This is a genomic window from Thalassotalea sp. LPB0316, from assembly GCF_014898095.1.
Classification (GTDB): domain Bacteria; phylum Pseudomonadota; class Gammaproteobacteria; order Enterobacterales; family Alteromonadaceae; genus Thalassotalea_G.
Genome location: NZ_CP062946.1, coordinates 1,627,503 through 1,651,112 on the forward strand (window position 1 = coordinate 1,627,503; position 23,610 = coordinate 1,651,112).

General features: G+C 42.3%; 21 protein-coding genes. All 21 read left to right on the forward strand.

The window, feature by feature from the left end; all coding sequences use genetic code 11:
• Nucleotides 1-9 precede the first annotated feature (9 nt).
• The 21 genes from LP316_RS07200 to LP316_RS07300 all read left to right on the forward strand — a co-directional run bounded on the left by LP316_RS07200 (nucleotide 10) and on the right by LP316_RS07300 (nucleotide 23,468).
• A complete protein-coding gene (locus LP316_RS07200; protein WP_193023641.1) occupies nucleotides 10-1,104 on the forward strand; it encodes a flagellar basal body P-ring protein FlgI in 1,095 nt (364 codons plus the stop codon).
• Between the two features lie 17 nt (nucleotides 1,105-1,121).
• Nucleotides 1,122-2,054, forward strand: a complete 933-nt coding sequence (flgJ, locus tag LP316_RS07205) for a flagellar assembly peptidoglycan hydrolase FlgJ (RefSeq protein ID WP_193023642.1) — start codon at nucleotides 1,122-1,124, stop codon at nucleotides 2,052-2,054.
• 51 nt (nucleotides 2,055-2,105) lie between these two features.
• Nucleotides 2,106-4,064, forward strand: a complete 1,959-nt coding sequence (gene flgK, locus LP316_RS07210) for a flagellar hook-associated protein FlgK (RefSeq protein ID WP_193023643.1) — start codon at nucleotides 2,106-2,108, stop codon at nucleotides 4,062-4,064.
• Nucleotides 4,065-4,073: 9 nt separating this feature from the next.
• Nucleotides 4,074-5,285, forward strand: coding sequence for a flagellar hook-associated protein FlgL (gene flgL / locus LP316_RS07215; RefSeq protein WP_193023644.1), 1,212 nt, complete (start codon nucleotides 4,074-4,076; stop codon nucleotides 5,283-5,285).
• 105 nt (nucleotides 5,286-5,390) lie between these two features.
• Nucleotides 5,391-6,386, forward strand: a complete 996-nt coding sequence (locus tag LP316_RS07220) for a flagellin (RefSeq protein ID WP_193023645.1) — start codon at nucleotides 5,391-5,393, stop codon at nucleotides 6,384-6,386.
• A gap of 322 nt (nucleotides 6,387-6,708) precedes the next feature.
• On the forward strand, nucleotides 6,709-7,704 hold the full coding sequence (locus tag LP316_RS07225; RefSeq protein WP_193023646.1) for a flagellin: 996 nt from the start codon (nucleotides 6,709-6,711) through the stop codon (nucleotides 7,702-7,704).
• 578 nt (nucleotides 7,705-8,282) lie between these two features.
• Nucleotides 8,283-9,278 (forward strand): flagellin, encoded by a 996-nt coding sequence (locus LP316_RS07230; protein WP_193023647.1) that lies wholly within the window; start codon nucleotides 8,283-8,285, stop codon nucleotides 9,276-9,278.
• A gap of 66 nt (nucleotides 9,279-9,344) precedes the next feature.
• The gene (locus tag LP316_RS07235) at nucleotides 9,345-9,788 is read left to right on the forward strand and encodes a flagellar protein FlaG (protein ID WP_193023648.1); all 444 of its coding nucleotides are present in this window, start codon (nucleotides 9,345-9,347) and stop codon (nucleotides 9,786-9,788) included.
• A gap of 128 nt (nucleotides 9,789-9,916) precedes the next feature.
• On the forward strand, nucleotides 9,917-11,314 hold the full coding sequence (fliD, locus tag LP316_RS07240) for a flagellar filament capping protein FliD (protein ID WP_193023649.1): 1,398 nt from the start codon (nucleotides 9,917-9,919) through the stop codon (nucleotides 11,312-11,314).
• A gap of 35 nt (nucleotides 11,315-11,349) precedes the next feature.
• Nucleotides 11,350-11,787 carry a flagellar export chaperone FliS gene (gene fliS, locus LP316_RS07245; RefSeq protein WP_193023650.1) on the forward strand — a complete coding sequence of 146 codons (438 nt, stop codon included), beginning with the start codon at nucleotides 11,350-11,352 and terminating at the stop codon, nucleotides 11,785-11,787.
• Nucleotides 11,787-12,062: a hypothetical protein gene (locus LP316_RS07250; RefSeq protein ID WP_193023651.1), complete on the forward strand. Its 276-nt coding sequence runs from the start codon at nucleotides 11,787-11,789 to the stop codon at nucleotides 12,060-12,062. Before fliS ends, LP316_RS07250 begins: the two co-directional genes overlap by 1 nt.
• A 14-nt stretch (nucleotides 12,063-12,076) precedes the next feature.
• Nucleotides 12,077-14,170, forward strand: coding sequence for a 6-hydroxymethylpterin diphosphokinase MptE-like protein (locus LP316_RS07255; RefSeq protein WP_193023652.1), 2,094 nt, complete (start codon nucleotides 12,077-12,079; stop codon nucleotides 14,168-14,170).
• Between the two features lie 2 nt (nucleotides 14,171-14,172).
• Nucleotides 14,173-15,156: an NAD-dependent 4,6-dehydratase LegB gene (locus LP316_RS07260; RefSeq protein ID WP_193023653.1), complete on the forward strand. Its 984-nt coding sequence runs from the start codon at nucleotides 14,173-14,175 to the stop codon at nucleotides 15,154-15,156.
• A 22-nt stretch (nucleotides 15,157-15,178) separates the two neighbouring features.
• Nucleotides 15,179-16,324, forward strand: coding sequence for a UDP-N-acetylglucosamine 2-epimerase (gene neuC, locus LP316_RS07265; protein ID WP_193023654.1), 1,146 nt, complete (start codon nucleotides 15,179-15,181; stop codon nucleotides 16,322-16,324).
• A 3-nt stretch (nucleotides 16,325-16,327) separates the two neighbouring features.
• Nucleotides 16,328-17,401: an N-acetylneuraminate synthase gene (gene neuB / locus LP316_RS07270; RefSeq protein WP_193023655.1), complete on the forward strand. Its 1,074-nt coding sequence runs from the start codon at nucleotides 16,328-16,330 to the stop codon at nucleotides 17,399-17,401.
• Between the two features lie 279 nt (nucleotides 17,402-17,680).
• Nucleotides 17,681-18,736, forward strand: coding sequence for a nucleotidyltransferase family protein (locus tag LP316_RS07275; protein ID WP_193023656.1), 1,056 nt, complete (start codon nucleotides 17,681-17,683; stop codon nucleotides 18,734-18,736).
• A complete protein-coding gene (locus LP316_RS07280; RefSeq protein ID WP_193023657.1) occupies nucleotides 18,733-19,689 on the forward strand; it encodes a Gfo/Idh/MocA family protein in 957 nt (318 codons plus the stop codon). The genes LP316_RS07275 and LP316_RS07280 overlap by 4 nt, the downstream gene beginning before the upstream one ends.
• Before the next feature lie 13 nt (nucleotides 19,690-19,702).
• Nucleotides 19,703-20,398, forward strand: a complete 696-nt coding sequence (locus tag LP316_RS07285; RefSeq protein WP_193023658.1) for a cytidylyltransferase domain-containing protein — start codon at nucleotides 19,703-19,705, stop codon at nucleotides 20,396-20,398.
• A gap of 1 nt (nucleotide 20,399) precedes the next feature.
• On the forward strand, nucleotides 20,400-21,146 hold the full coding sequence (locus LP316_RS07290; protein WP_193023659.1) for an oxidoreductase: 747 nt from the start codon (nucleotides 20,400-20,402) through the stop codon (nucleotides 21,144-21,146).
• Nucleotides 21,147-21,335: 189 nt separating this feature from the next.
• Nucleotides 21,336-22,805 (forward strand): sigma-54 dependent transcriptional regulator, encoded by a 1,470-nt coding sequence (locus LP316_RS07295; RefSeq protein WP_193023660.1) that lies wholly within the window; start codon nucleotides 21,336-21,338, stop codon nucleotides 22,803-22,805.
• A 9-nt stretch (nucleotides 22,806-22,814) separates the two neighbouring features.
• Nucleotides 22,815-23,468, forward strand: a complete 654-nt coding sequence (locus LP316_RS07300; RefSeq protein ID WP_193023661.1) for an acetyltransferase — start codon at nucleotides 22,815-22,817, stop codon at nucleotides 23,466-23,468.
• Nucleotides 23,469-23,610: the final 142 nt, after the last annotated feature.

Below are 23,610 nucleotides of genomic sequence, written 5' to 3' on the forward strand. Positions count from 1 at the left end.
GAGAATATTATGAAAGCAGTATTTCGTCTTATAATCAGTGTTTGTTTATTACTGGCAACAACCCAAGTCAATGCTCAGCGAATTAAAGATTTGGCTGACGTTCAAGGGGTCAGAAGTAACCAATTAGTGGGTTACGGCTTAGTTGTTGGTTTACCCGGAACGGGTGAACAAAGTCCGTTTACTGAGCAAAGTTTTAAAACCATGCTAAGTAACTTCGGTATCACCATGCCGGCAAATTTAAAGCCGAAAATTAAAAATGTTGCCGCTGTAGCCGTACACGCAGAATTACCGCCGTTTGCTAAACCGGGCCAAACCATTGATATTACCGTTTCGTCAATGGGCAGTGCCCAAAGTTTGCGCGGTGGTACATTATTACAAACCATATTGATGGGTATTGATGGCAACGCTTATGCTGTAGCGCAAGGCAGCTTAGTGGTTAGTGGTTTAGGTGCCGAAGGCTTAGATGGCTCAAAAATTTTAGTTAATACACCTACTGTTGGTCGTATTGCTAATGGTGCAACCGTTGAACGAGAAGTTAATACGCCATTTGGCAGCGGTGACTATATTACCTTTAATTTGCGCAACTCAGATTTTTCAAACGCCAAGCGTTTAGCTGACACCATTAACGATTTTATTGCTGGCAGTGCAAAAGCGATTGACGCAACCTCTGTACGAGTAACCGCGCCACGAGATATTTCTGATCGCGTAGGCTTCTTAGCAACGCTAGAAAACCTAGAACTTGAATTAGATACACCTGCTGCCAAAGTGATTGTTAATTCCCGCACAGGTACCATAGTGATTGGCTCTGATGTTCGACTGTTGCCAGCGGCAATTACCCATGGTGGTATTACCGTGACAATCAATGAAATGCAAGATGTCTCGCAACCTGATGCGTTTTCTGAAGGTGAAACCGTGACTACCACGCAATCCATTGTTGATGTTCGACAAGATGATTCAAGAATGTTCGTCTTTGATCCGGGGGTTACGCTAGATACCTTGGTTAGAGCGATTAATCAGGTGGGTGCTGGCCCAGGTGATGTCATGGCTATTCTAGAAGCTCTTGAGCAAGCCGGTGCACTTCGCGGTCAGTTAATTGTTATTTAACAAAGTAGAGCAGCGCCATGAAAACACCGGGTACTGAAGCCACTAATTTTTTTGACTTAACGAGCTTAAATAATATTCGTCAGCAATCAAAAGCTGATGATAAAGCCTCAAAAGATCAAGCGCTAGAAACCGCAGCAAAACAGTTTGAAGCGATTTTTATGCAGATGCTGTTAAAAAGCATGCGCAGCGCACAAGAAGTATTGGAAGCAGATAGCCCATTTAACTCACAAAATGCTAAGTTTTATCGCGATATGCACGATCAACAACTTGCATTAGAATTATCAAACAACGGCAGTTTAGGGCTATCGGATTTGATCGTTCGGCAGCTCGGTGGCAAGCAAGATGACTATATGCCGAGTTCTGTATTGCGCAGTGACGGCAACTTGGTTGTTCGCAGTGACCGTCAAGTAGCCGTTGGCGAGCAAAAAGCTGAGCGTCCGTTTGGCGAGATCATTGATAAGGCCGCGCAAAACGTTCAATTTGAACAGCCAGAAGATTTTGTTAAGCACCTGACACAGCCAGCTAAAGCCGTTGAACAAGCACTAGGTATTCCGTATCAAGTGGTGATTGCGCAATCAGCCCTAGAAACAGGTTGGGGTAAAAAGATCATTCAAAAATCTGACGGTCAAAGTTCGAATAATTTATTCAATATTAAAGCCGATAGTCGTTGGCAAGGCGATAAAGCTAACAAAGATACACTCGAGTTTGAAAATGGCATGATGACCAAGAAAAACGCGCCATTTAGAGTGTATGAGTCAATAAAAGATAGCGTTAATGACTACATAGATTTCCTATCAAATAACGACAGATATCAAGAAGCCTTAAACCAAACGTCAAATGTGGAGCAGTTTTTGCATGGGTTACAGAAAGCTGGTTACGCGACGGATCCTCAATACGCCAACAAGATCATTGGCACCCTCAAGCGAGTTACCAGTATTTTGAACAACTAGGCCTAGTGACTTTACATGGCTTAGTGACTAAGTTTCATGTAGGAGTACGATATGTCTGTTGATTTGTATCAAACTGGGGTGAGTGGCTTATTAGCTGCCCAGCAGCAGTTGGCAACGACATCACATAATATTGCCAATGTTAATACCGAAGGCTACAGTCGTCAGCGCGCTGAGCAGGAAGCGCGTTTGGGACAAAATCTTGGCGGTAATTATTTTGGTACGGGTACTTCTATTGTTGATATTCGTCGTATCTACGATGAGTTTGCTCAAAAAGAGCAATTGATCAATCAAACTAATTTAGGTTATTCCGATGGCCTTCATGCCTCACTTAACCAATTGAACGATACGATGAGTACGATGGGCAATGCCGTCATGTCATCGATTGAACAGCTTTATCAATCAATGAACTCGATAGCCGATAATCCAAGTAACCTTGGTTTGCGTTCGATGGCATTGAACCAAGCAAAAATTTTAAGCACAGATTTTAATTCAATAAATAGCCAATTTAATCAATTGGAAAAATCGGTGAATAGCGAAATTGAGCAAATTGCTAGCCAAATTTCAGACATTTCACGTGAACTTGCCCACATAAATAATCAAGTGTTGCAAAACAAAGATTTGACGTTGGCTGGTCAACCCAACGATTTACTTGATGCCCGAGATAAATTAATCAGTGAGCTAGGGCAATTCACTCAAGTGAATACCTTAGAAGATCAAAACGGTGTAATGACTGTTATGATCGCTAATGGTACTACCTTAGTTGCAGGCACAACGGCGTTTACAATGAACGTGACAGCAGGCGATCCCGACTCAGCAAAAACACAAATTGAGCTTATTTCTAAAAACGGAAACGCAGTTTTAGACGGTCGAAAAATTGGCGGTGAGCTAGGCGCAAAAATCGAGTTTCGCGATGAGCATCTCAAAGAAGCGCGGGCTCAAATTGACCGCTTGGCATTAGCTATTTCTGATACCTTTAACCAAAACCAACAAGATGGTTTGGATTTAAATGGCCTGCAAGGCCTCAATATGTTTACCGATATTAATAGCGTTGATTTAATGAGCGCTCGCGTGTTAACGCCTAGCGGTAATGCCGGGACATTAACTGCGCAGGTAGAAATAACAGATATTACTCAGTTAACAGAGAGTGAGTATGAAATTGCGTTTGACGGTGTAGATTACATCATGACCGACACGCGTTCTGGTAATCAAACTAACCTAGGTGCACCGGGAAGCGGTACCTACAATACGGCATTTGGTTTTGATTTTATTGAAACGGGTGGCGCGCCGGCGCTTAATGACACCTTCGTTATTCGCCCTGGTGAAAATGCCTCATCACTGATGAAGGCAACGTTAACTGATGGTCAAGGTATTGCAGCTTCAACCGCCGTTGAGGTGAGAGCTGGCAGTAATAATATTGGTGGTGGTAGCGTAACCATCGTTGATGTCAACGATCCTGTGGCAGCGCGAGCAAACGATTTGGGCCGTATTGAAATATTAGAAAACCCTACTGGTAGTGGTGTGTTTAACTATCAGGTTTTTGATACGGCTAATGCGGTTGTTGGCGGCGGTGCATACACGCCACCGAGTCAACAAATTACCGTTGGTGACTTAACCCTAGAGATTGCTGGCCGACCTTCGGGCTTAGCACCTAATGCACCTGAGGTTTTTAATCTAGAAGATGCCTTTGGTTTGGGTAATGGCACCAATGCGCTGCACCTCACTCAAACCGCTAACCAAGGTATTTTAAATAATGGCCGCGAGTCGTTTACCCAAAACCTTGGTATTTCGACATCGACGGTGGGCTCTAAAGCTGCCTCAGCCAAATTGGTTGCTGATACCGCAGATGCACTTTATACCCAAGCATATAACCGCAATCAACAAGTAAAAGGCGTTAACCTCGATGAGGAAGCGGCTAATCTGGTCAAGTTTCAACAAGCCTATCAAGCATCGTCAAAAATTATTTCGGTTGCCAATACCATTTTTGACACCTTGTTCCAAGCGGCGCGTTAGGAGTAGATGATGAGAGTTTCTACTAATCAAATGTTTACGACGTCAAGAAATTATATGTCGCGTAACGAATCCGATTTAAATCAGCAAGTAGGCTACCTTTCTTCGGGTAAGAAGGTACTGACGGCAAAAGATGATGCCGTTTCATACGGTACATTAACTGGCTATAAAGACGAGTTGGCCAATATTCAGCAGTTTCGCCGTAATATTGTTCAAGCGGAAAATCGCAACACACTTATCGAAGGCTCATTTTCGTCAGCACAAAATGTACTCAACAGTGTTAAAACGACATTTATTCAGGCTAATAACGGCTCAATGTCTGATGATGACCGAGCGGCTCTCGCTGAACAGCTAAAGCAAAACCTTCAAGAAATGCTCGATATCGCCAATGCACGAGATGAAACGGGCGGTTATGTTTTTGGTGGCTACCAAATAGATAAGCAACCGTTTTTATTACAACCCGATAATAGTGTCGTGTATCAAGGTGACAACGGCACGCGAGAATTAAAAATTTCAAAAAGTGTTGAAGTGCCACTAAATCAGCCTGGCGATGATGCATTTTTGAAAGCGGCAAATCCGATTGGCGATTTTGTTGGTGTCTATAACACCAACGTCAGTGGCATGTCAGTTAATCGAGCGATCATTCAAGATCGCGGTGCCTATGTTGACGGTGCCAATTACACCTTTGATTTTACCGATACTAATGGTGATGGCAATTTAGAGTTAACTGTTACCGATAATACCGCGACCAACTTGATTACTGTTGATCCTTACGTTCCAGGGCAAACTATTGCCTTTAATGGCATGGAGGTCAATATTGACGGCACGCCATTGCCGGGCGGTCAGCTAGAACTTGCCCCACAAGAGAATGTCAGCGTGTTCGAGGCTATCAAGGACGCTATCGATTGGGTTTCTCGCACCGGCAATGTTACTGGCACCGCCCAACATGGTGTCGATTACGGCCATATCTTGAGTAATATAAATGCGTCACTCAATCACATTTCGACTCGTCAAGGTGATGCCGGCATTAACCTGCAGTTAATTAAGAGCCAAGAGAACTTCCATGCTGACAACGAACTACTGATGGAACAAGGGCGTTCAGTTATCGAGGACTTAGACTTTGCCACCGCCGTGACACAATTCGAACAGTCAAAAGTGGCATTACAAGCGGCGCAGCAAACCTATGCGCAATTACAGAACTTATCGTTATTTAACTATATTTGATGATTTTTTGAATAGTTGGCACTTAGCTTGCTATTAACTATTTAGTTAACAAAATATTGCCGCTTTGTGGCAATAAAGAAATAAACACTAATAAGAGAGGTCAACATGCCTTTATATGTAAACAGTAATATCAGTGCGTTAAATGCACAACGACAATTAATGAACTCGGGTAATGCTTTAGATACCTCTTTTAAGCGTTTATCTTCTGGTTTGCGAATTAACTCAGCGGCAGATGATGCGGCTGGTCTACAAATTTCTGACCGTCTTCAATCGCAAATTTTGGGTTTAACTCAGGGTAACCGAAACGCTAACGATGGTATTTCATTAGCGCAAACCGCAGAAGGCGCCATGGAAGAGATGACGTCGATGTTCCAACGTGTTCGTACGCTAGCACAACAAGCAGCCAACGGCTCGAATACGGGTGAAGACCGTTTAGCATTGCAACAAGAAATTAAATCACTAATGGAAGAAGTTAACCGAGTTGCAACGGATACTACTTTTGGTGGTCAGAACTTACTAGACGGTTCATATGAAGCAAGCTTCCAAGTAGGTGCCGACGCATTGCAACTAGTAGGCTTTAGTATGAAATCTGTGGGTCAAACAGCAGCCGGTAGTGATTACGCGATGAGTGCCAATGGCGGTTTCACGCTTTCAGGTATTGCCATGGCAGCGTCTGCGGCAACGAGTAACCGCTTAACTGACGTGTTGGGTGTTGACGGTATCTCAGCGTTATCAGCGATTAACTCGGCGATTACTTTAACCGATATGCAATACTCTGAAATTTTTACCCAGTCGGGGATTTCAGTATCAAGCCAAGATGGCGCACAGCTAGTGATGGCGGGGATGGATACGCTAATTGCTGTGGTTGATAAGAAACGTGCGGAGCTCGGTGCGGTGCAAAACCGATTCCAATCAACGATTCGCAACCAAGCCAATATTTCTGAAAACTTATCTGCTGCGAAATCTCGTATTAAAGATGCTGACTTTGCCGCTGAAACGGCTGCATTGACGCGTAATCAAATCTTACAACAAGCTAGCCAAACAATTCTTGGTCAAGCTAACCAACGTCCGCAAGCGGCACTGAGCTTGCTACAGGGTTAAGTTTAGTTTTACCTTGATGAAAAAAAACCGGCTTTGGCCGGTTTTTTTTGTTTTAGCCGCTAGCAAATTTAAATACGCCTCCCATTACCATATCAAGTTTATATCGCCTAATAATCACCTAAAACAGTTGGCAACACACATCATTTTAATTAAAAGCCAAGGGCTAACTTTATGAATTCTATGTTAATTTAAAATTTTAAAAAAAACATTAAAGATCATTTTTATCTCGCCGATAAAGAAATTGTCAGGAGGTGAGAGACCTGGCAACCAGCTAGCAGTATTTGCTGTAGCTTTTTAGTAATGAGATATAAGAGAGTAAATTATGGCTTTATATGTAAACACTAACGTGAGCTCGTTAAATGCTCAACGCCAATTAATGAATTCTGGTAATGCACTAGATACATCATTCCAACGTTTATCATCTGGTTTACGCATCAACAGTGCAAAAGATGATGCTGCTGGTCTACAAATTACTGACCGCCTTCAATCGCAAATTTTAGGTCTTAACCAAGGTAACCGTAACGCTAACGACGGTATCTCTTTAGCGCAAACCGCTGAAGGTGCAATGGACGAAGTAACACAAATGTTCCAACGCGTCCGTACACTAGCACAACAAGCAGCAAACGGTTCAAACACTGATGAAGACCGCGTTGCACTACAAGAAGAAATCCGCTCATTAATGGAAGAAGTTAACCGCGTTGCTTCAGATACAACCTTCGGTGGTCAAAACTTACTTGATGGCTCATACGAAGCAAACTTCCAAGTAGGTGCCGATGCATTACAAACCATTGGCTTTAGTATGAAATCTGTTGGTGGTATTGAGCCTTCAGATCAAACTAACAGCATGAGTGACAACGGCGGTTTCACTTTATCAGGTATTGCTGGCTTAGTTGAAACTGCAACAGGTAACGCAATGACTGATGTCTTAGGTGCTGACGGTATTTCAGCATTATCAGCATTAAATAGTGATATTGCGCTAACCGATATGGCATTTTCTGTTGTCTTTGAAGCATCTGCTATCAGCGTATCATCACAAGATGCAGCGCAATTAGTTATGGCGGGTATGGATTCTCTAATTGCCATTGTTGATAAGAAACGCGCTGAGTTAGGTGCGATTCAAAACCGATTCCAATCAACGATTCGCAACCAAGCGAATATTTCAGAAAACTTATCAGCGGCGAAATCACGCATTAAAGACGCTGACTTTGCTGCAGAAACAGCTTCGCTTACACGTAATCAAATCTTGCAACAAGCTAGCCAAACTATCTTGTCACAAGCTAACCAACGTCCACAGGCCGCACTAAGTTTACTAGGTTAATTTAGGTAATCTGTGGTAGTTTAGGTGGCAAGTTATTGCCACCTTGGCCGAACCAGGTCAAAACCTGTCAACATATAGATGGTTCTTCAGTTTGAATAAAACGAGAGAGTGAAGAGATGTTAGTGTTGAGAGGAGTTGCGCCCTTGTCAGATGGGGTAATTTAACAAGGGCGCGAATAATTAATGTGGGAATATTGTGAGCGTGGAGGCTATTTTCAATATTTCAAACATTAATCGCGAAGTTCTCTCTCACATTCGCGTAATTAATAAAGCATTCTTTGTGCCAAGTTTTATGGATGAAATTTTGACGCGCTAATGTTTTATAGAGTCATACTCTCGACTCATTGGAAAGGGGAAGGTGAAAACCTTCCCTTTTTTCTGTTTAAGCATAACTTTTTTATTTTTTTAAGTTACTTAAAACAATTACTTAACCGACAAAGAAGAAAAAAGACAAAAAAAAGTTAAAGATCATTTTTTAGCGGCCGATATTAATTAACAGAGAAAGATTCTCTGGTAAAAAACATTTAGTTAGGGGTAATTAATTTGTTTTTTACAATAAAAAATTAATGTGGAGGCTGTATGGCTTTATATGTAAACACTAACGTGAGCTCTATCAATGCTCAGCGTCAATTACAAAACTCTGGTAATGCACTAGATACTTCATTCCAACGTTTATCATCTGGTCTTCGCATCAACAGTGCGAAAGATGATGCGGCTGGTTTACAAATCTCTGACCGTTTAACAAGCCAAATCAACGGTTTAAACCAAGGTATTCGTAACGCGAACGACGGTATTTCACTAGCGCAAACTGCTGAAGGTGCGATGGATGAAGTTACTTCAATGTTCCAACGTGTTCGTACATTGGCACAACAAGCGGCGAACGGTTCAAACACTGATGAAGACCGTGTAGCACTGCAAGAAGAAATTCGTTCATTAATGGAAGAAGTAAACCGCGTTGCTTCTGATACAACTTTCGGTGGTCAAAACCTATTAGACGGTTCATATGAAGCGGACTTCCAAGTAGGTGCTGACGCATTGCAATCAATCGGCTTTAGTATGAAATCTGTTGGTGGTATTGAGCCTTCAGATCAAACTAACAGCATGAGTGACAACGGTGGTTTCACACTTTCTGGTATCGCAGGCTTGGTAGAAACAGCGACCGGTAATGCAATGACTGATGTTTTAGGTACTGATGGCATTTCAGCGTTATCAGCACTTAACAGTGACATCGAGCAAACTGATATGACATTCTCGGCGATCTTTACTGCTTCTGGTATTAGTGTATCGTCGCAAGACAATGCACAGCTAGTCATGGCTGGTATGGACTCATTAATTGCTGTTGTTGATAAGAAGCGTGCTGAGCTTGGTGCGGTGCAAAACCGATTCCAATCAACGATTCGTAACCAATCGAATATTGCTGAAAACTTATCAGCTGCGAAATCACGTATTAAAGATACAGACTTTGCTGCAGAAACGGCTGCGTTAACGCGTAACCAAATCTTACAGCAAGCGAGCTCAAGTATCTTATCGCAAGCAAACCAACGCCCTCAGTTAGCACTAAGTTTATTAGGTTAATTTAAGGCAGTAAGCCTTATGGCCCTAATTTGGGTCATAAGGTTTTGTCCTTTCTAAGGAGGCATTATGGCGATTGAATCTATAGCTGATAAAAGCAAATTCAATGCTGCTCAAATTAATGAGCCTGTTTCGCTTAATGTTGGCTTAAATGTTGCTGGTGATAAAGTTGCAGAAACTGCAAAGGCTGAAACAGCAAACGACGAGTCAAATTTAAACAAACAAGCCCGTATTGAACAAGAAAAGGCTGAAGCGAAAGAGCGAGAAGTTGATCGTGAAGCTTTACTTGAGTCAATCAAACAAATTAATGCTGATTTTCCGATTAAAGAAACAAGCCTTGTTTTTGAATTTGACGAGTTGAACGAGCCGCCAATTGTCAAAGTTATTGATAAAGAAAACGGTGAAACCATTAGAGAGATACCACCAAAGTATTTCAGTGATGTTTCATCTGTTTTGAAAGATATATCAGGTAACAAATCAAGCAGTGGCATCTTACTTGATCAACAAGTATAAAGCATAGAGAGTTGACTGATTATTACAGTCAGTCAACTACATTGTGACTAAATTGTAGTTTCCATTGAACCATGCAGTATAAACGTACTATTCTTTAGGTAGAAGGTAGCTTTTTAGAGGTATTCATTATGGCTTTAATTACATCCGCTGGTGTCGGCTCGGGGTTAGACCTCGAAAGTATCATTAGTGCCACAGTAGACGCAGCCCGTTTACCTAAATTACAACGCTACGAAGAGCAAGAAACTAAACTCAATGTCGAGCTCTCTGCCATCGGAGCCATCAAGTCATCGCTTTCATCTTTTGAAGACGTCGTTGAAAAACTAGCAGATTTAGAAAACTTTAATAAGAGAACTGCTCGGGTTACCCAGCCTGAATCGGGTAACTTAATTAGTGTCTCGGCGACAGAAAACGCAACACCATCAAACTTTAATGTCGAAGTAATGCAGTTAGCTCAAGGCAGTCGAGCTGTAATGGCTGACGGTTTGTACACATCGCCAGAAGATGTGGTTACAGCATCGGGTGGTCAGTTAACACTTGGCGCTGGTGCAGACAGTTTTACGGTCGATTTAGCAGCCGGAGCAACCCTTGAAGATCTGCGCAATGCTATTAATGATGCTGACGGCAACTTTGGTGTCAGTGCTAACATCATTAACGATGGCACCAATACCAAACTCGTTTTAACTTCGAGCACTACCGGCTTAGGCAATGACTTAACGGTAACAGGTGATACCGCAGAATTAGATAATATAACAACAACGGCATTTGGCGGTGGTGCAGGTGGAATGGCAATTGCTGCCGACGATCAAGCGACTAACGCGATTATTGAAATAGATGGCATTTCCGTTACCAATGACACCAACACGTTTAAAGATGCTATCCAAGACATCACGATCACTGCGCTAAAAGAAAGTGAGAACAACGAAACAGCTAAACTTACTGTTGATGTTGACAAAGCGAGCGTTAGCACGACGATCGACGAATTTATCAACTCATTTAATAATGTTATAGGCACTATAGAATACCATATGCAAGCGGGCGCGGCCCTTAATGGCGACTCTGCAATGCGTTCATTAAAGTCACAAATGGTCAATAGTTTGACGAAAGTTGTTTCAGGCGCAGGTAATTTTGAAACGATATTTGATGTCGGTATTGGCTTAAACGATGACGGTAGGCTTGAAAAGTCATCATTGGTGCGCAGTACAAGCGATGCGCTTACCGAAGGTTATGATGATGTTGGCGCGCTATTTGCAGGCGAAACTGGTATTGCAACGATCTTTACCGGGTTACTTGATAATTACCTCGAAAGTGATGGCGCAATTAAATTTAGGCAAGACTCTTTAAATCAAGAAATTGATAAGATAGAAAACGATCGAGCGAATCATGAGTACCGGATGGAGCAATTAGAAGTTTCGCTTCGCCAGCAATATTCAGCACTTGATGTATTGATCGCGAATATGAAGAGTTCAGGTGATTATCTTGCTGCACAGCTTTCTAGTTTACCAGGCTTTACTAAACCAAAGTCCTAGGTAATAGGAATTAGCCCAACGAGTTGGAGAGTAATATGTACAACGCTAAGTTAAACCGCTACAAAAATGATGCATTAAAAACGCAGTTAGCCTCAGCAGATCCCTATCAGGTGATTCAGATGTTGATGGCTGGGGCTATTGATAATTTAAATTTGGCAAAAGCATCGATTGAACGCAACGAGAAAGAAAATAAAAGCCATTTTTTGTCAAAAGCTGGCGCGATTATTACATCGTTGGCGCATTGTTTAGATCACGAGGCCGGCGGTGAAGTTTCACAGAACCTTGAAGCGCTTTATGTTTATATGTCAGAGCGCCTGATCGAAGCCAATGTTGAAAACAACGGTGAGATGGTTGAAGAAGTTATGTCACTGTTGAAAGAAATCAAGTCTGGTTGGGATGCTATCCCCGTAGAAACCAGGAATAATGTTTTCGCACAAAAAGAGAGTCAAGCTTCTCAAGCCGCGAACACCTAATGTCTCGTACAAACGACATCTTGAATCTTCGCGAGTCTTTTATTAAGGCTGTCGAAGATCAAGATTTTACCGCAGCTAATCATTTTTTAAATGAATTCAACTCAAGTCTTGCCCAAACACAAGACTTAACACAGCTGAGCTCAAAAGAGCTTGAAGCTGTTTCATTATTCTATCAAACTATTCAACAATCACTTCCACAAGTTGAGCAAAATGCACAGAAAATAGCTGAGCAATTGAGGCCTTTTAACAAGCGTTCAATTGAGGGCTACTTATAAAATAAGGGTGATACGTGGACAATCTCCAAGAAATGCTGGGCAAAGCCGAGCAAGATCTCAATAAAATTATCGATAAGCAAAAACAAGAAGAAGCGTTTGCTGTTGAGGCGAATGCTCGCTTTGACAAGAATTTGCAAGTTTTCCAAAAATACTACCCTGATATTTATGATGTAATCGTTGACTTTCAAACCAGAGAAGACTTTTGCCTTCACGTGACCGACTCTGGCCACGGTAATTTTATTCCTGTTAAGGCTAAAACACCGTTATATGACCAAGATCCTGTTGCGCAGTCGCTTGCTCAAGTAGAAAAAAATATCGCTAAACCTTTCTTTAGTGACACAAAATACGGAGCAGCCCTAACTGAAGACGAAGCTGATGAGCGAATCCATATTCAATATATGCACAAGCTCAATGACCTATTTCACCAATTTAACCAGCAAGGGCATGAAAAGTTAAAGCAATTGCCTGAGCATTACCCAACCGCATTGGTGTTTGGTTTGGGGTTAGGTTATCACTTACCGATTTTGTTCGACAAATGCCAGTTCGATTATAGTTACATTTGTGAGCCAGACATCGAGCTGTTTTTTGCTAGTTTGTTTTGTATAGATTGGGCTTCGTTGATTGAAAAAATTGATCAGCAAGGCGGCTGTCTTTTCTTGCTCATTGGCACAAGTTACCAAGAATCTTTTGATGCAATTCGACAAATTGCAGCCGACGTTGGTGCCTTTTCGTTAGTGAAAAGCTTTTGTTATCAGCATTACCCGTCTAAAGAGGTCAATGAGATGATCAGTGACTTCTTTAAGCGTTATTATGAAACACAGCTCGGCTTTGGTTTTTATAATGATGCAATAACCGGGTTGGCTCATGCCATTATTAATATCGAAAATCACGCCAATTTTTTTGTCAACGTTGATAAAACCAAGTTTGATTATCTCGATACCCCGGTATTCATTATTGGCAATGGGCCATCGCTAGATGAGGCTGAACAGTTTCTCAAACAACACAACAATGATGCGATTGTCTTTTCATGCGGCACCGCCTTGGGTTCGCTGAAGAAAATGGGCTTAGAGCCTGATTTTCACGTGCTCGTTGAGCGACCTAAAATCACTTATGATATTTTGCTTGATTCACTGCCAAAAGAGGAATACCAAGATCTCAACCTCTTAGCTGTCGATGTTATGTATCCTGATGTGCTTGACCTATTTAAATGGTCAGGCCTAGGTTTGAAAGGACCTGAAGCTGCAACACGGTTAGTTAATTTACTGAGTTTAGACAAATATAAGGTGCCAATGTCGGCACTGCCTTTTGCCGCGCCATTAGTTGCCAACACGGCTTTGTCGTTTGCCGTAATGCTCGGCTTTAAAAATATTTACCTGTTTGGCGTTGACAATGGCTACCCTGTCTCAGGCGAGAGTCATTCAAAATACAGTGTCTACAACGATGAAAAGTTAAAGCACAAACACGTTGTCAATAAAAACGCTCGCCATAAATTACCCGGTAACTTAGGTGGTCATGTGATGGCGACTGACTTACTCAACGTTGCCAAAGTGCAAATGGAGCTGTTAACGCGGTTTGCCAAAGATTCTGATATTTTTAACGTCGGTGAGGGTGCTGCTATTGAAGGAACTGTGCCACTAACGCTTGACGAGTTAATGCCGCCAACACCGTTAAAAGACAAGCAGAGCGTGGTCGAAAGTGTTAAAGCATTAAACTTTAAAGATCTGGCATTTACCAATGTCGATAGTATTTTAGACGTCGATTATATCAGTGAAATGAGCCAACATTTGTTAGCGATTGCGCAAACTCCATATGAAACCAGAGAGCAAGCGGCTGAAATATTAAAGCGTCAAGCTCGCTATATTTATTCGTTTAAGCGAACCAAATACGAGCACTTTTTTAATATTTTTAAAGGCTCGCTATTGTATTTTCACTGCCCAATGATCACCTTGTTATATAAATACGATGATGAGCAGGCATCCCTCGCTATGTTTACTCAAGCCTTGTCGCTGTGGAACGATTATATCGCCGCCATTGAGCAAGACTTTAAAGCAAACTGGAAAACTAAATGTAATTGGGGCCTTGAGCAGCGTAACAAATCGAAGAAATAATTATGTCAAAAACTGTACTGGTAACTGGAGCTGATGGTTTTATTGGCTCGCATCTCGTTGAAATGTTGGTCAAGCAAGGTTTTAAAGTCAAAGCCTTGTCGCTATACAATTCTTTTAATTATTGGGGATGGCTTGAAGACATCAATTGCCTTGACAGCGTTGAAGTACTCAACGGCGATGTTCGAGATCCTCACTATTGCCGACATATCACGCAAGGTGTTGATGTTATTTATCATTTAGCGGCGTTAATTGCGATCCCATACTCTTACGTTGCTCCCGATAGCTATGTTGCAACTAATGTTAACGGCACGTTGAATATTTGCCAGGCAGCGCTAGATAACGGTGTTAGTCGCGTTATTCACACCTCAACTAGCGAGGTTTATGGCACTGCCCAGTATGTGCCGATCGATGAAAAACACCCTTTGCAACCCCAATCTCCGTACAGTGCTTCAAAAATAGGCGCGGATTCAATGGCGATGAGTTACTTCAATGCGTTTGATTTACCCTTGACGATTGCCCGCCCGTTTAATACCTATGGTCCTAGGCAGTCGGCTAGAGCGGTTATTCCAACCATTATTAGTCAAATTGCTGATGGCGCTAAACAAATCAAACTTGGCGACCTAAACCCAACACGTGACTTTAATTACGTGACGGATACGTGTCGCGGCTTTATCGCACTTGCTAATAGTGATAACACCGTTGGTGAAACCGTCAATATCGGCTCAAACTTTGAAATTTCCGTTGCTGATACCCTCGATTTAATCAAATCTTTAATGGGCAGTGATGTCGAGTTTCTCAGTGACTCACAACGTTTGCGCCCAGAAAAGTCAGAAGTCTTTAGGTTGTGGTGCGACAATTCGAAGATTGAGTCGTTAACCGGTTTTAAACCCGAAGTGAATATAGAGCAAGGGCTACAAAAAACCATCGACTGGTTTGTAAAACCGGAAAACTTAGCTAAGTATAAATCTTCGATTTATAACGTTTAGTTATTAAATAGCGGGCGCAAAAATGAAAAAGATAGCTGTTTTTACCGGGACACGCGCAGAATATGGCCTATTGTATTGGTTACTCAAAGATATTGAACAATCTGCCATGTTGGAGCTGCAACTTCTGGTGTCCGCTATGCATTTGTCACCCGAGTTTGGTTTAACTAAACAACAGATCATCAATGATGGCTTTAAGATTGATGAAGAAGTCGAAATGCTACTGTCATCTGATAGTGCTGTCGGTTGTGCTAAAAGTATTGGGCTAGGTATTATCGGTTACAGCGATGCGCTAAATCGCTTGGCACCTGATGCCCTGATTGTCTTAGGCGATCGTTTTGAAGCACTTGCCGTTAGCCAAACTGCGATGATGCTAAATATCCCGATTATTCATCTGCACGGTGGCGAACTGACTTTTGGCGCCAAAGACGACATGATTCGCCACGCGATTACTAAGTTCGCCTCGTATCATGTCACGGCTAATCAAGCCTATGCCGATCGCGTTAAACAATTAGGTGAATTTCCTGAGCGGATATTGAATTTAGGCGCGATTGGTTTAGATCATCTCAGTCGCACTGAATTACTCGATAAACCTGAGCTTGCTCAAGCATTGGATTTTCCACTTCAAGATTACTTCGTTGTCACATTTCACAGTGCGACGGCATCCGATGAAGACGGTGAGCAAGTGTTTAGCCAGTTAATCGCCGCGCTAGAGCAGTTTCCTGATCATCAAGTATTATTGAGTTACCCTAATGCTGATGACAGCGGTCGAGGGATTATTAAGAAAATTGATGAATTTGCTCAGCAATACCCTCAGCGAGTGCTAGCGCTTAGCTCGTTTGGTCATCAGCGTTATCTATCGGCTATAAAATATGCCTCAGCTGTGATTGGTAATTCATCAAGTGGTATTATTGAGGTACCAGCGTTTAATGTACCCACGGTTAATATTGGTACGCGACAAGCAGGGCGCTTGGCGGCAGAATCAGTGTTCAATTGTCAGTTACAAAGCCAAGATATTATCGAGGCAATTGAGCAGGCATTGGCGTGGCGACAACAAGGCGTAAGAGCTGACAACCCCTACGGCCAAGGTGATGTCAGCCAAGCGTTGGTGAGTTTTATCGAGCAGAACAAGCTGTCAGTAAAACAGGGCTTTTTTGATTTAAGAATTTAAGAGATGACGTTAATCATTGCCGAAGCCGGCGTAAATCACAATGGCGATGAAAATATCGCACTAGCACTTGTCGAAGCTGCCCATCGGGCGGGCGCAGATATCGTCAAGTTTCAAACGTTCAAAGCCAAGCACTTAGTAACAGCACAAGCACAACAAGCAAGTTACCAAGTTAAAAACACCCAAAAACAAGAAAGCCAATTGGCGATGCTAGAGCGCCTAGAGCTGAGTTATCAAGCACATGTTAGACTAAAACAGCGCTGCAGCGAGCTCGGTATTGAGTTTCTTTCTACCGCCTTTGATCTAGAGAGCCTCGACTTTTTAGTTCATGACTTAGGTATTGAGCGCTTAAAAATTCCATCAGGTGAGCTGACCAATTCGCCACTCGTCTTAGCCCATGCTCAAGCAGGCTGCCAATTGATTGTGTCGACAGGTATGGCGACACTGGACGAAATCAAGCAATGTCTATCTGTAATCGCCTTTGGTTTGTTACACAAAACGCAAACAGCACCTACTGAGCAGCAACTATTAAACGCCTATAATAGTGAGCAAGGGCAAGCGTTATTACAACAATATGTCACGGTATTACATTGCACTACCGAATATCCTGCGCCCTTTAACGAGATTAACTTAAAAGCAATGGTCAGTATGGCAAGAGATCTCAAACTCCCTGTGGGTTACTCTGATCATTCTGAAGGCTTTGTTGTGCCAATAGCGGCAACGGCATTAGGTGCGCAAATTATCGAGAAGCATTTCACGCTTGATAAACAAATGCCTGGGCCAGATCACAAAGCCTCGATTGAACCTGAAGAATTAACGGCGATGGTTCAAGCCATCAAACAAACCAACCAATCGCTCGGCGATGGGATCAAACAACCACAACCCTCAGAATGGGCAAATATTGCCGTTGCGCGCAAAAGTTTAGTGGCAAAAACTGCGATACAACAAGGTGAGTGCTTTAATGAGCACAACCTTGAAATTAAGCGGCCAGGATCAGGCGTTAGCCCAACAAAATATTGGCAGTATTTAGGGAGAGCTGCCAACAAAACATATCAAGCAGGCGACTTAATTGCTGAATGAACTATCACGATCGTTTAAATAGTAATTACTAAACAAGTGTTTAGCTTGACTTTGGGTGTGTCTTAATAACTTGATAAGCGCGTTAGTTCAACGAGTTGGTACACTTCATGCTTTATTCTACTTAGGTCGTTGAACCTTCATCTGTGAGTAAATTAAAACACGACTTTGGCTTTTAATCTGAGTAAAGTCAGCCTATATTGCCAATAAGTAATAAAAAATCAATAGCATAGTCAATTACTTGAAGGATTTTGATTTGCAACTAATTTGTCAGAGGTCGTTATGAAACATAGTTGGCAAGAAGTCACACTAAAGCCTGATGCTTCACTAGGTGATGCATTAAACACCATTAACCAAACGGGGTTAAGGGTGGCCTTAGTGATCGACGATGAGCGAAAACTCCTCGGGACAATAACAGATGGCGATATTCGACGAGCGATTTTAAAGCATGTAGATTTACAGTTGTCGGTGTCCCAAGTTATGAATACTCAACCTAAAGTTGCTTCCCCTCGCGCTAGCCGCTCTCAATTACTAGCGCTGATGAAAAAAGATCAACTCTTGTCGATTCCGGTCGTCGATGAAGACAAAACACTCATTGACTTAGCGTCTTGGCATCAACTCGTTGCCAATGACAGGTATGACAATCCCGTATTTCTCATGGCTGGCGGTTTTGGCACGCGCTTGAAACCGCTGACGAACGCTTGTCCTAAGCCGATGCTTAAAGTAGGTGGCAAGCCGATGCTTGAAAAGATCATTGAAAGCTTTATTAAATCAGGCTTTCATCGCTTTTATATTTCCACCCATTATATGCCTGAGATGATCACTGAGTATTTTGGCGATGGCAGTGATTGGGGCATTTCAATCGAGTACGTCCATGAAGAAAATCCTCTGGGCACGGGTGGAGCATTGGGATTATTGCCTGATGATATGCCGCAATTACCCATTATTATGATGAACGGCGATGTCTTGACCAATGTCGATTTTGAAGATTTACTGAGCTTTCACAAAGCAGAAAAGTCAATTTGTACCATGTGTGTTTGTGAATACGAATATCAAGTGCCTTATGGGGTTATTCAAGCCAAAAACCAAAAGGTGATCGACATGGTTGAAAAGCCGGTGCACAAATATTTTGTCAATGCGGGTATTTACGTGGTAGAGCCAGAGATGGCAAATAAAGTAAAGAAAAATCAAGCGATTGATATGCCAACCTTAATCGAGCAGCAGCTTAGATCTGAAATCGATGTGTCACTTTATCCAATCCATGAGTACTGGAAAGACATCGGTCAAATTCGAGATTTTAATCAGGCACAAGACGACATTAATTCGTTGGATATATGACGCAACGCTACGCAGTAATCGGTCAGGGCAGTATTGGCAAACGCCACCTCAACAATTTACGCGCATTATTTCCCGATGCTGTCATCTATTCAGTGTCGGCTAGTGGTCGATCGCCGACAATATTAGCGGCCGCTTCTCATTGTCTTAATCATACTCAAGAGTTACCAGACTCGCTCAATGGCGTAATTATTGCCTCACCGGCAAGTATGCACTTACTCCACGTTCAAGCCGTTATCGAAAAAACAAAACATTTACTCATAGAAAAACCGATAGCAAGTTCACTAGCAGATGCCTTACAAATTGAGCAATTGTGCCAACAACACGATATCAAAACACTTGTTGGTTATTGTTTGCGATTTTTATCGAGTAGCCAATTTATCAAACAAGCACTAGCACAACATCGCTTTGGCAAAATCTATAGTGTCCAAGCCAGTGTTGGCCAGCACTTAGCAACTTGGCGAAACGATAAATCTTATAACACTTCGGTGTCAGCACAAGCAAAATTAGGCGGTGGCGTCTTATTAGAGCTTAGCCATGAGCTTGATTACTTGGCTTGGTTATTTGGCGAGCTAGATTTTCACGGCGGTGTCATACAACAGTCAAATCTGCTCGAGACCGATGTTGAAGAAATTGCCGATATTTTCTTATCTCATCAGCATACGGCGATTTCATTACATCTCGATTTTATTCAACAGCAAACCGAGCGCTATTGTCATTTAATTACTGATCAAGGCAAAGTTTGTTGGAATTTACTCACCAATAGCGTTGAATTACTCGGCGAACAAAGCCAAGTGTTATTTGCCGAACCAGATTGGGATCGCAATCAAATGTACATGGCGCAACTCAATGCCATTTTTGGTCAACATCACACTAAAGATAGTGCGCAATTATCACAGGCCAGACAAACGCTAGCACTTGTCGAGACAATAAAAAGCAAAGCGATACGCCGTTAATGAGAAACTCACCATGACAGAAAAAAGTTACGCATTTATTTTTGCCCGTGGCGGCTCAAAGGGCTTACCTGGCAAAAATATTAAGCCGCTAAACGGAAAGCCATTAATTGCCTATTCAATTGACACGGCATTACAAACAAAGTGCTTTGAAAAGGTTTTTGTTTCGACCGACGATAGTAATATTGCTGATGTTGCGAAAAAATATGGCGCTGAAGTGATTGACAGACCCGCTCAGTTAGCAACGGATAAGTCACCAGAGTGGCTGTCTTGGCAACACGCGATCGAGTATGTTGAAGGCAGATACGGCGCCTTTGAGCAGTTTGTTAGCTTACCGGCCACTAGCCCTTTGCGCAGCGCACAAGATGTTATCGATGCAATGACTAAACGCAAAGCACTAGCCGCTGATATTTGTATTTCAGTGACTGAAGCTAGTCGCAGCCCGTATTTTAATATGGTTAGACTTGATAATGACTGGTGTCGTATCGTGATAGCGCCCGATAGCGATCTAACAAGGCGGCAAGATGCCCCTGAAGTGTTTGATATAACAACGGTTGTTTATGCCACAACGCCAACCTTTATCAAGCATAATCAAGGGTTATTTGACGGGCAGGTTTGCGCGATCACTGTACCGAAAGAGCGGGCTGTTGATATTGATGATATTTACGATTTTTATTTTGCAAAAGCAATATTAGAGGCACAAGGGCAGTAAGATGATTTTGACAAATAAACATATTCTTATTCTTGGTGGCTTAGGTTTACTGGGTAAAGCCGTTGCTCAATCAGCTCATGAGCAGGGCGCCAAGCTAATTGTTGCCGATCTCGATATCGATGGCTTAAAGCAACATTTCGAAAACTGGCAAAACGTCGAAATTAGACAACTTGATGTAACCAATGAGCAACAAGTTATTGCGTTTTTCGATTCAATCGAAGTACTTGATGGCGCAGTTAATTGTACCTACCCACGCAATCAACAATACGGCGCACACTTTTTTGATGTAAGCCTTGCGAGTTTTAATGAAAATGTCAGTCTTCATCTCGGCTCCGCGTTTTTAATTTCACAGCAATGTGCCAAGCTATTTAACCGATTGCAACAGCCATTTTCACTGGTCAATATCTCGTCAATTTACGGTGTTAACGCACCCGATTTTTCAATCTATGAAAATACCCCTATGACTATGCCAGTAGAGTACGCAGCGATTAAATCGGCGCTCTTACACTTAAATAAATACATTGTTAAGTACGTTAAAGATAGCCGTTTTCGGATTAATGCTATTAGCCCTGGTGGGATTTTTGATCATCAGCCAACAGACTTCCTTAAAGCTTATCAAGCAAAAACGCATGGCCAAGGGATGTTAAGTATTAACGACTTTGTTGGTACGATTAACTATTTGTTGTCAGAGCAAGCTAAGTTTGTCACCGGACAAAACATCATTATTGACGATGGCTTTACCTTATAGGTGCTTGCAAGCGTTAGAAAAAACTGCAAGAAGCTCGTAGAACGTGGGGTTACAGGCGATTTAATAGTTGAATGTCAATTTTATGTCGCATCTGGTGTCAATTATTTGTTGAATTACTGTCGCTCGTTGTTAGAATTCAAATATAACAAATAGACTCGTTATCGAGTTAAAAAAGAATAGGTTTGAAGTATGCAGGGTCAGAAACTTATTATTATTGTTGATAATAATGAGGCACGTCGTTATCAATTAGAAACCGTTTTCTCTTTTGTTGGAGAAAATTTCACTTCTTGTCGCTTAGACGAATTAACACACATCTTTAAACCACAAGATAATATTTTAACCATTGTGCTTGCCGGCGAATTAGACGAAGGCGCGATTGAATTTGTCAAAAACAATCCGGCAATGCCGTTTATTCTGCACGATGTCGTCGACAGTCATGCATTAGAGCAAAGAGCGAATGTCTTAGGTCAACTCTCTGTACCGTTAAATTATGCGCAGTTAACTGAGCTGATCCACCATTGCCATCAATATCAGAATAAACTGCCGTCGAAACGTCGTGGTAATTCCGGTAATAGCCCACTGTTTCGCTCGCTAGTAGGTGTTAGTGAGCCGATGCAACAGGTCCGCTTTTTAATCGAGCAAGTTGCTCCGACTGCAGCTAATGTACTGATTTTAGGCGAGTCAGGCACAGGTAAAGAAGTTGTAGCCCGTAATATTCACAATTTGTCAGATCGTGCTAAAGCGCCATTCGTGCCCGTTAACTGCGGTGCAATCCCTGGTGAGTTATTAGAAAGTGAATTATTTGGTCATGAAAAAGGGGCATTTACCGGGGCGATTTCAACGCGAAAAGGGCGCTTTGAGCTTGCTGAGGGCGGCACGCTATTTTTAGATGAAATAGGTGATATGCCGCAGCCGATGCAGGTTAAATTACTTCGAGTACTACAAGAGCGAACCTTTGAGCGCGTTGGTGGTGCAAAGAGTATTAAAACCAATGTTAGGGTCGTTGCTGCTACTCACCAAGACCTTGAAAGTATGATCGAATCTAACGATTTTCGAGAGGACTTGTTTTACCGCTTAAACGTTTTTCCAATTGAAACACCAGCGCTGCGCGAGCGCAAAGAAGATATTCCGCTGTTGTTAAAAGAGCTCACTGCTCGTTTTGAAGCAGAACAAGGGCAAAGTGTTCGTTTTACTGAACAAGCTATCTTATCGTTGCAAGAGCATCCGTGGGCAGGTAACGTGAGAGAATTATCCAACTTGATTGAGCGCATGATCATTATGTACGCCGATCAAGTGATAGATGTCAGTGAGTTACCAAGAAAGTACCAGCACATCGATACGGAAACTTACCAACCTGAATATCCAGAAGAGTTACAAGAACGCGAGGCGATTAACGAGCTATTTGCCGGTTTTGACTACGATGATGATGAATCAGACGATAACGGCTACGATGATGACGATGAACCACAAGCATTAGGTTTTGGTCAGCTACCTGAAGATGGGGTTAACGTAAAAGAATACCTAGCAGAGTTAGAAGTTTCACTCATTGAGCAAGCCCTTGAACGCACTGATAACGTCGTTGCACGCAGTGCCGAACTATTGGGTATGCGCCGCACCACACTAGTGGAGAAAATGCGCAAATACGGCTTGTCTAAGTAGGACTCTCGTTTGGCTAACTCAACGAACAAATCGGTTATTATGATTGGCTCTGGTGGCCATGCCAGTGTGCTACTTGATATCCTGCTAAAGCAAAAAGTTGATGTGATCGCGGTATCTTCTAATGAAGAAGTGATTGAACGCACTATTTTTAAAGGCATCAAACACATCAAAGGTAATGAAGGGGTTTTAGCCTACTCGTCAAATGACGTGCTCTTGGTCAACGGTGTTGGCGCTATGCCGGGTAGCGATATTCGCAGAAAAATCCATAAAAACTTTACTGAGCAAGGCTATCAGTTCTTAACCGTTATTGCTGATGATGCTTATGTCTCTGAGTATGCAACACTAGCACAAGGTGTTCAGGTACTTTCTATGGCTGTAATCCAAGCCGGTGCCACTGTCGGTGAAGCCAGTATTATTAACACCAAAGCGTCAGTTGACCACGACTGCCAGCTTGGTTTCAACAACCATATCGCACCAGGGGCTACCTTAAGTGGCCAAGTTGTCACCGGTGAAAACGTTCATATCGGCACCGGTGCTAATGTTATTCAATGTCTTGAAATTGGTAGTAACAGCGTCATTGGTGCGGGGGCTACGCTAACTAAAAACCTTGGTCACAACCAAATAGTTTATCCGGCGCGAAACTTTATTTGTTCTCGTCAATAAACCTAAATAAGGCGATAGTTAACGTCGACAAACAATTGACACCTCCCTTTGTCTTCTTTCTAATTCATTGAAAATAAACAGTTTTTTGTGTTTGGCTTGTATTTTGCTCTATCCGTTGTGTGTTTATAATGGAGTGAGCAAA

Bases quoted from the DNA above. Each gene is read 5' to 3' on its own strand.
- LP316_RS07200 (WP_193023641.1), top strand. From the start codon at position 10: ATGAAAGCAGTATTTCGTCTTATAATCAGTGTTTGTTTATTACTGGCA.
- flgJ (WP_193023642.1), top strand. From the start codon at position 1,122: ATGAAAACACCGGGTACTGAAGCCACTAATTTTTTTGACTTAACGAGC.
- flgK (WP_193023643.1), top strand. From the start codon at position 2,106: ATGTCTGTTGATTTGTATCAAACTGGGGTGAGTGGCTTATTAGCTGCC.
- flgL (WP_193023644.1), top strand. From the start codon at position 4,074: ATGAGAGTTTCTACTAATCAAATGTTTACGACGTCAAGAAATTATATG.
- LP316_RS07220 (WP_193023645.1), top strand. From the start codon at position 5,391: ATGCCTTTATATGTAAACAGTAATATCAGTGCGTTAAATGCACAACGA.
- LP316_RS07225 (WP_193023646.1), top strand. From the start codon at position 6,709: ATGGCTTTATATGTAAACACTAACGTGAGCTCGTTAAATGCTCAACGC.
- LP316_RS07230 (WP_193023647.1), top strand. From the start codon at position 8,283: ATGGCTTTATATGTAAACACTAACGTGAGCTCTATCAATGCTCAGCGT.
- LP316_RS07235 (WP_193023648.1), top strand. From the start codon at position 9,345: ATGGCGATTGAATCTATAGCTGATAAAAGCAAATTCAATGCTGCTCAA.
- fliD (WP_193023649.1), top strand. From the start codon at position 9,917: ATGGCTTTAATTACATCCGCTGGTGTCGGCTCGGGGTTAGACCTCGAA.
- fliS (WP_193023650.1), top strand. From the start codon at position 11,350: ATGTACAACGCTAAGTTAAACCGCTACAAAAATGATGCATTAAAAACG.
- LP316_RS07250 (WP_193023651.1), top strand. From the start codon at position 11,787: ATGTCTCGTACAAACGACATCTTGAATCTTCGCGAGTCTTTTATTAAG.
- LP316_RS07260 (WP_193023653.1), top strand. From the start codon at position 14,173: ATGTCAAAAACTGTACTGGTAACTGGAGCTGATGGTTTTATTGGCTCG.
- neuC (WP_193023654.1), top strand. From the start codon at position 15,179: ATGAAAAAGATAGCTGTTTTTACCGGGACACGCGCAGAATATGGCCTA.
- neuB (WP_193023655.1), top strand. From the start codon at position 16,328: ATGACGTTAATCATTGCCGAAGCCGGCGTAAATCACAATGGCGATGAA.
- LP316_RS07275 (WP_193023656.1), top strand. From the start codon at position 17,681: ATGAAACATAGTTGGCAAGAAGTCACACTAAAGCCTGATGCTTCACTA.
- LP316_RS07280 (WP_193023657.1), top strand. From the start codon at position 18,733: ATGACGCAACGCTACGCAGTAATCGGTCAGGGCAGTATTGGCAAACGC.
- LP316_RS07285 (WP_193023658.1), top strand. From the start codon at position 19,703: ATGACAGAAAAAAGTTACGCATTTATTTTTGCCCGTGGCGGCTCAAAG.
- LP316_RS07290 (WP_193023659.1), top strand. From the start codon at position 20,400: ATGATTTTGACAAATAAACATATTCTTATTCTTGGTGGCTTAGGTTTA.
- LP316_RS07295 (WP_193023660.1), top strand. From the start codon at position 21,336: ATGCAGGGTCAGAAACTTATTATTATTGTTGATAATAATGAGGCACGT.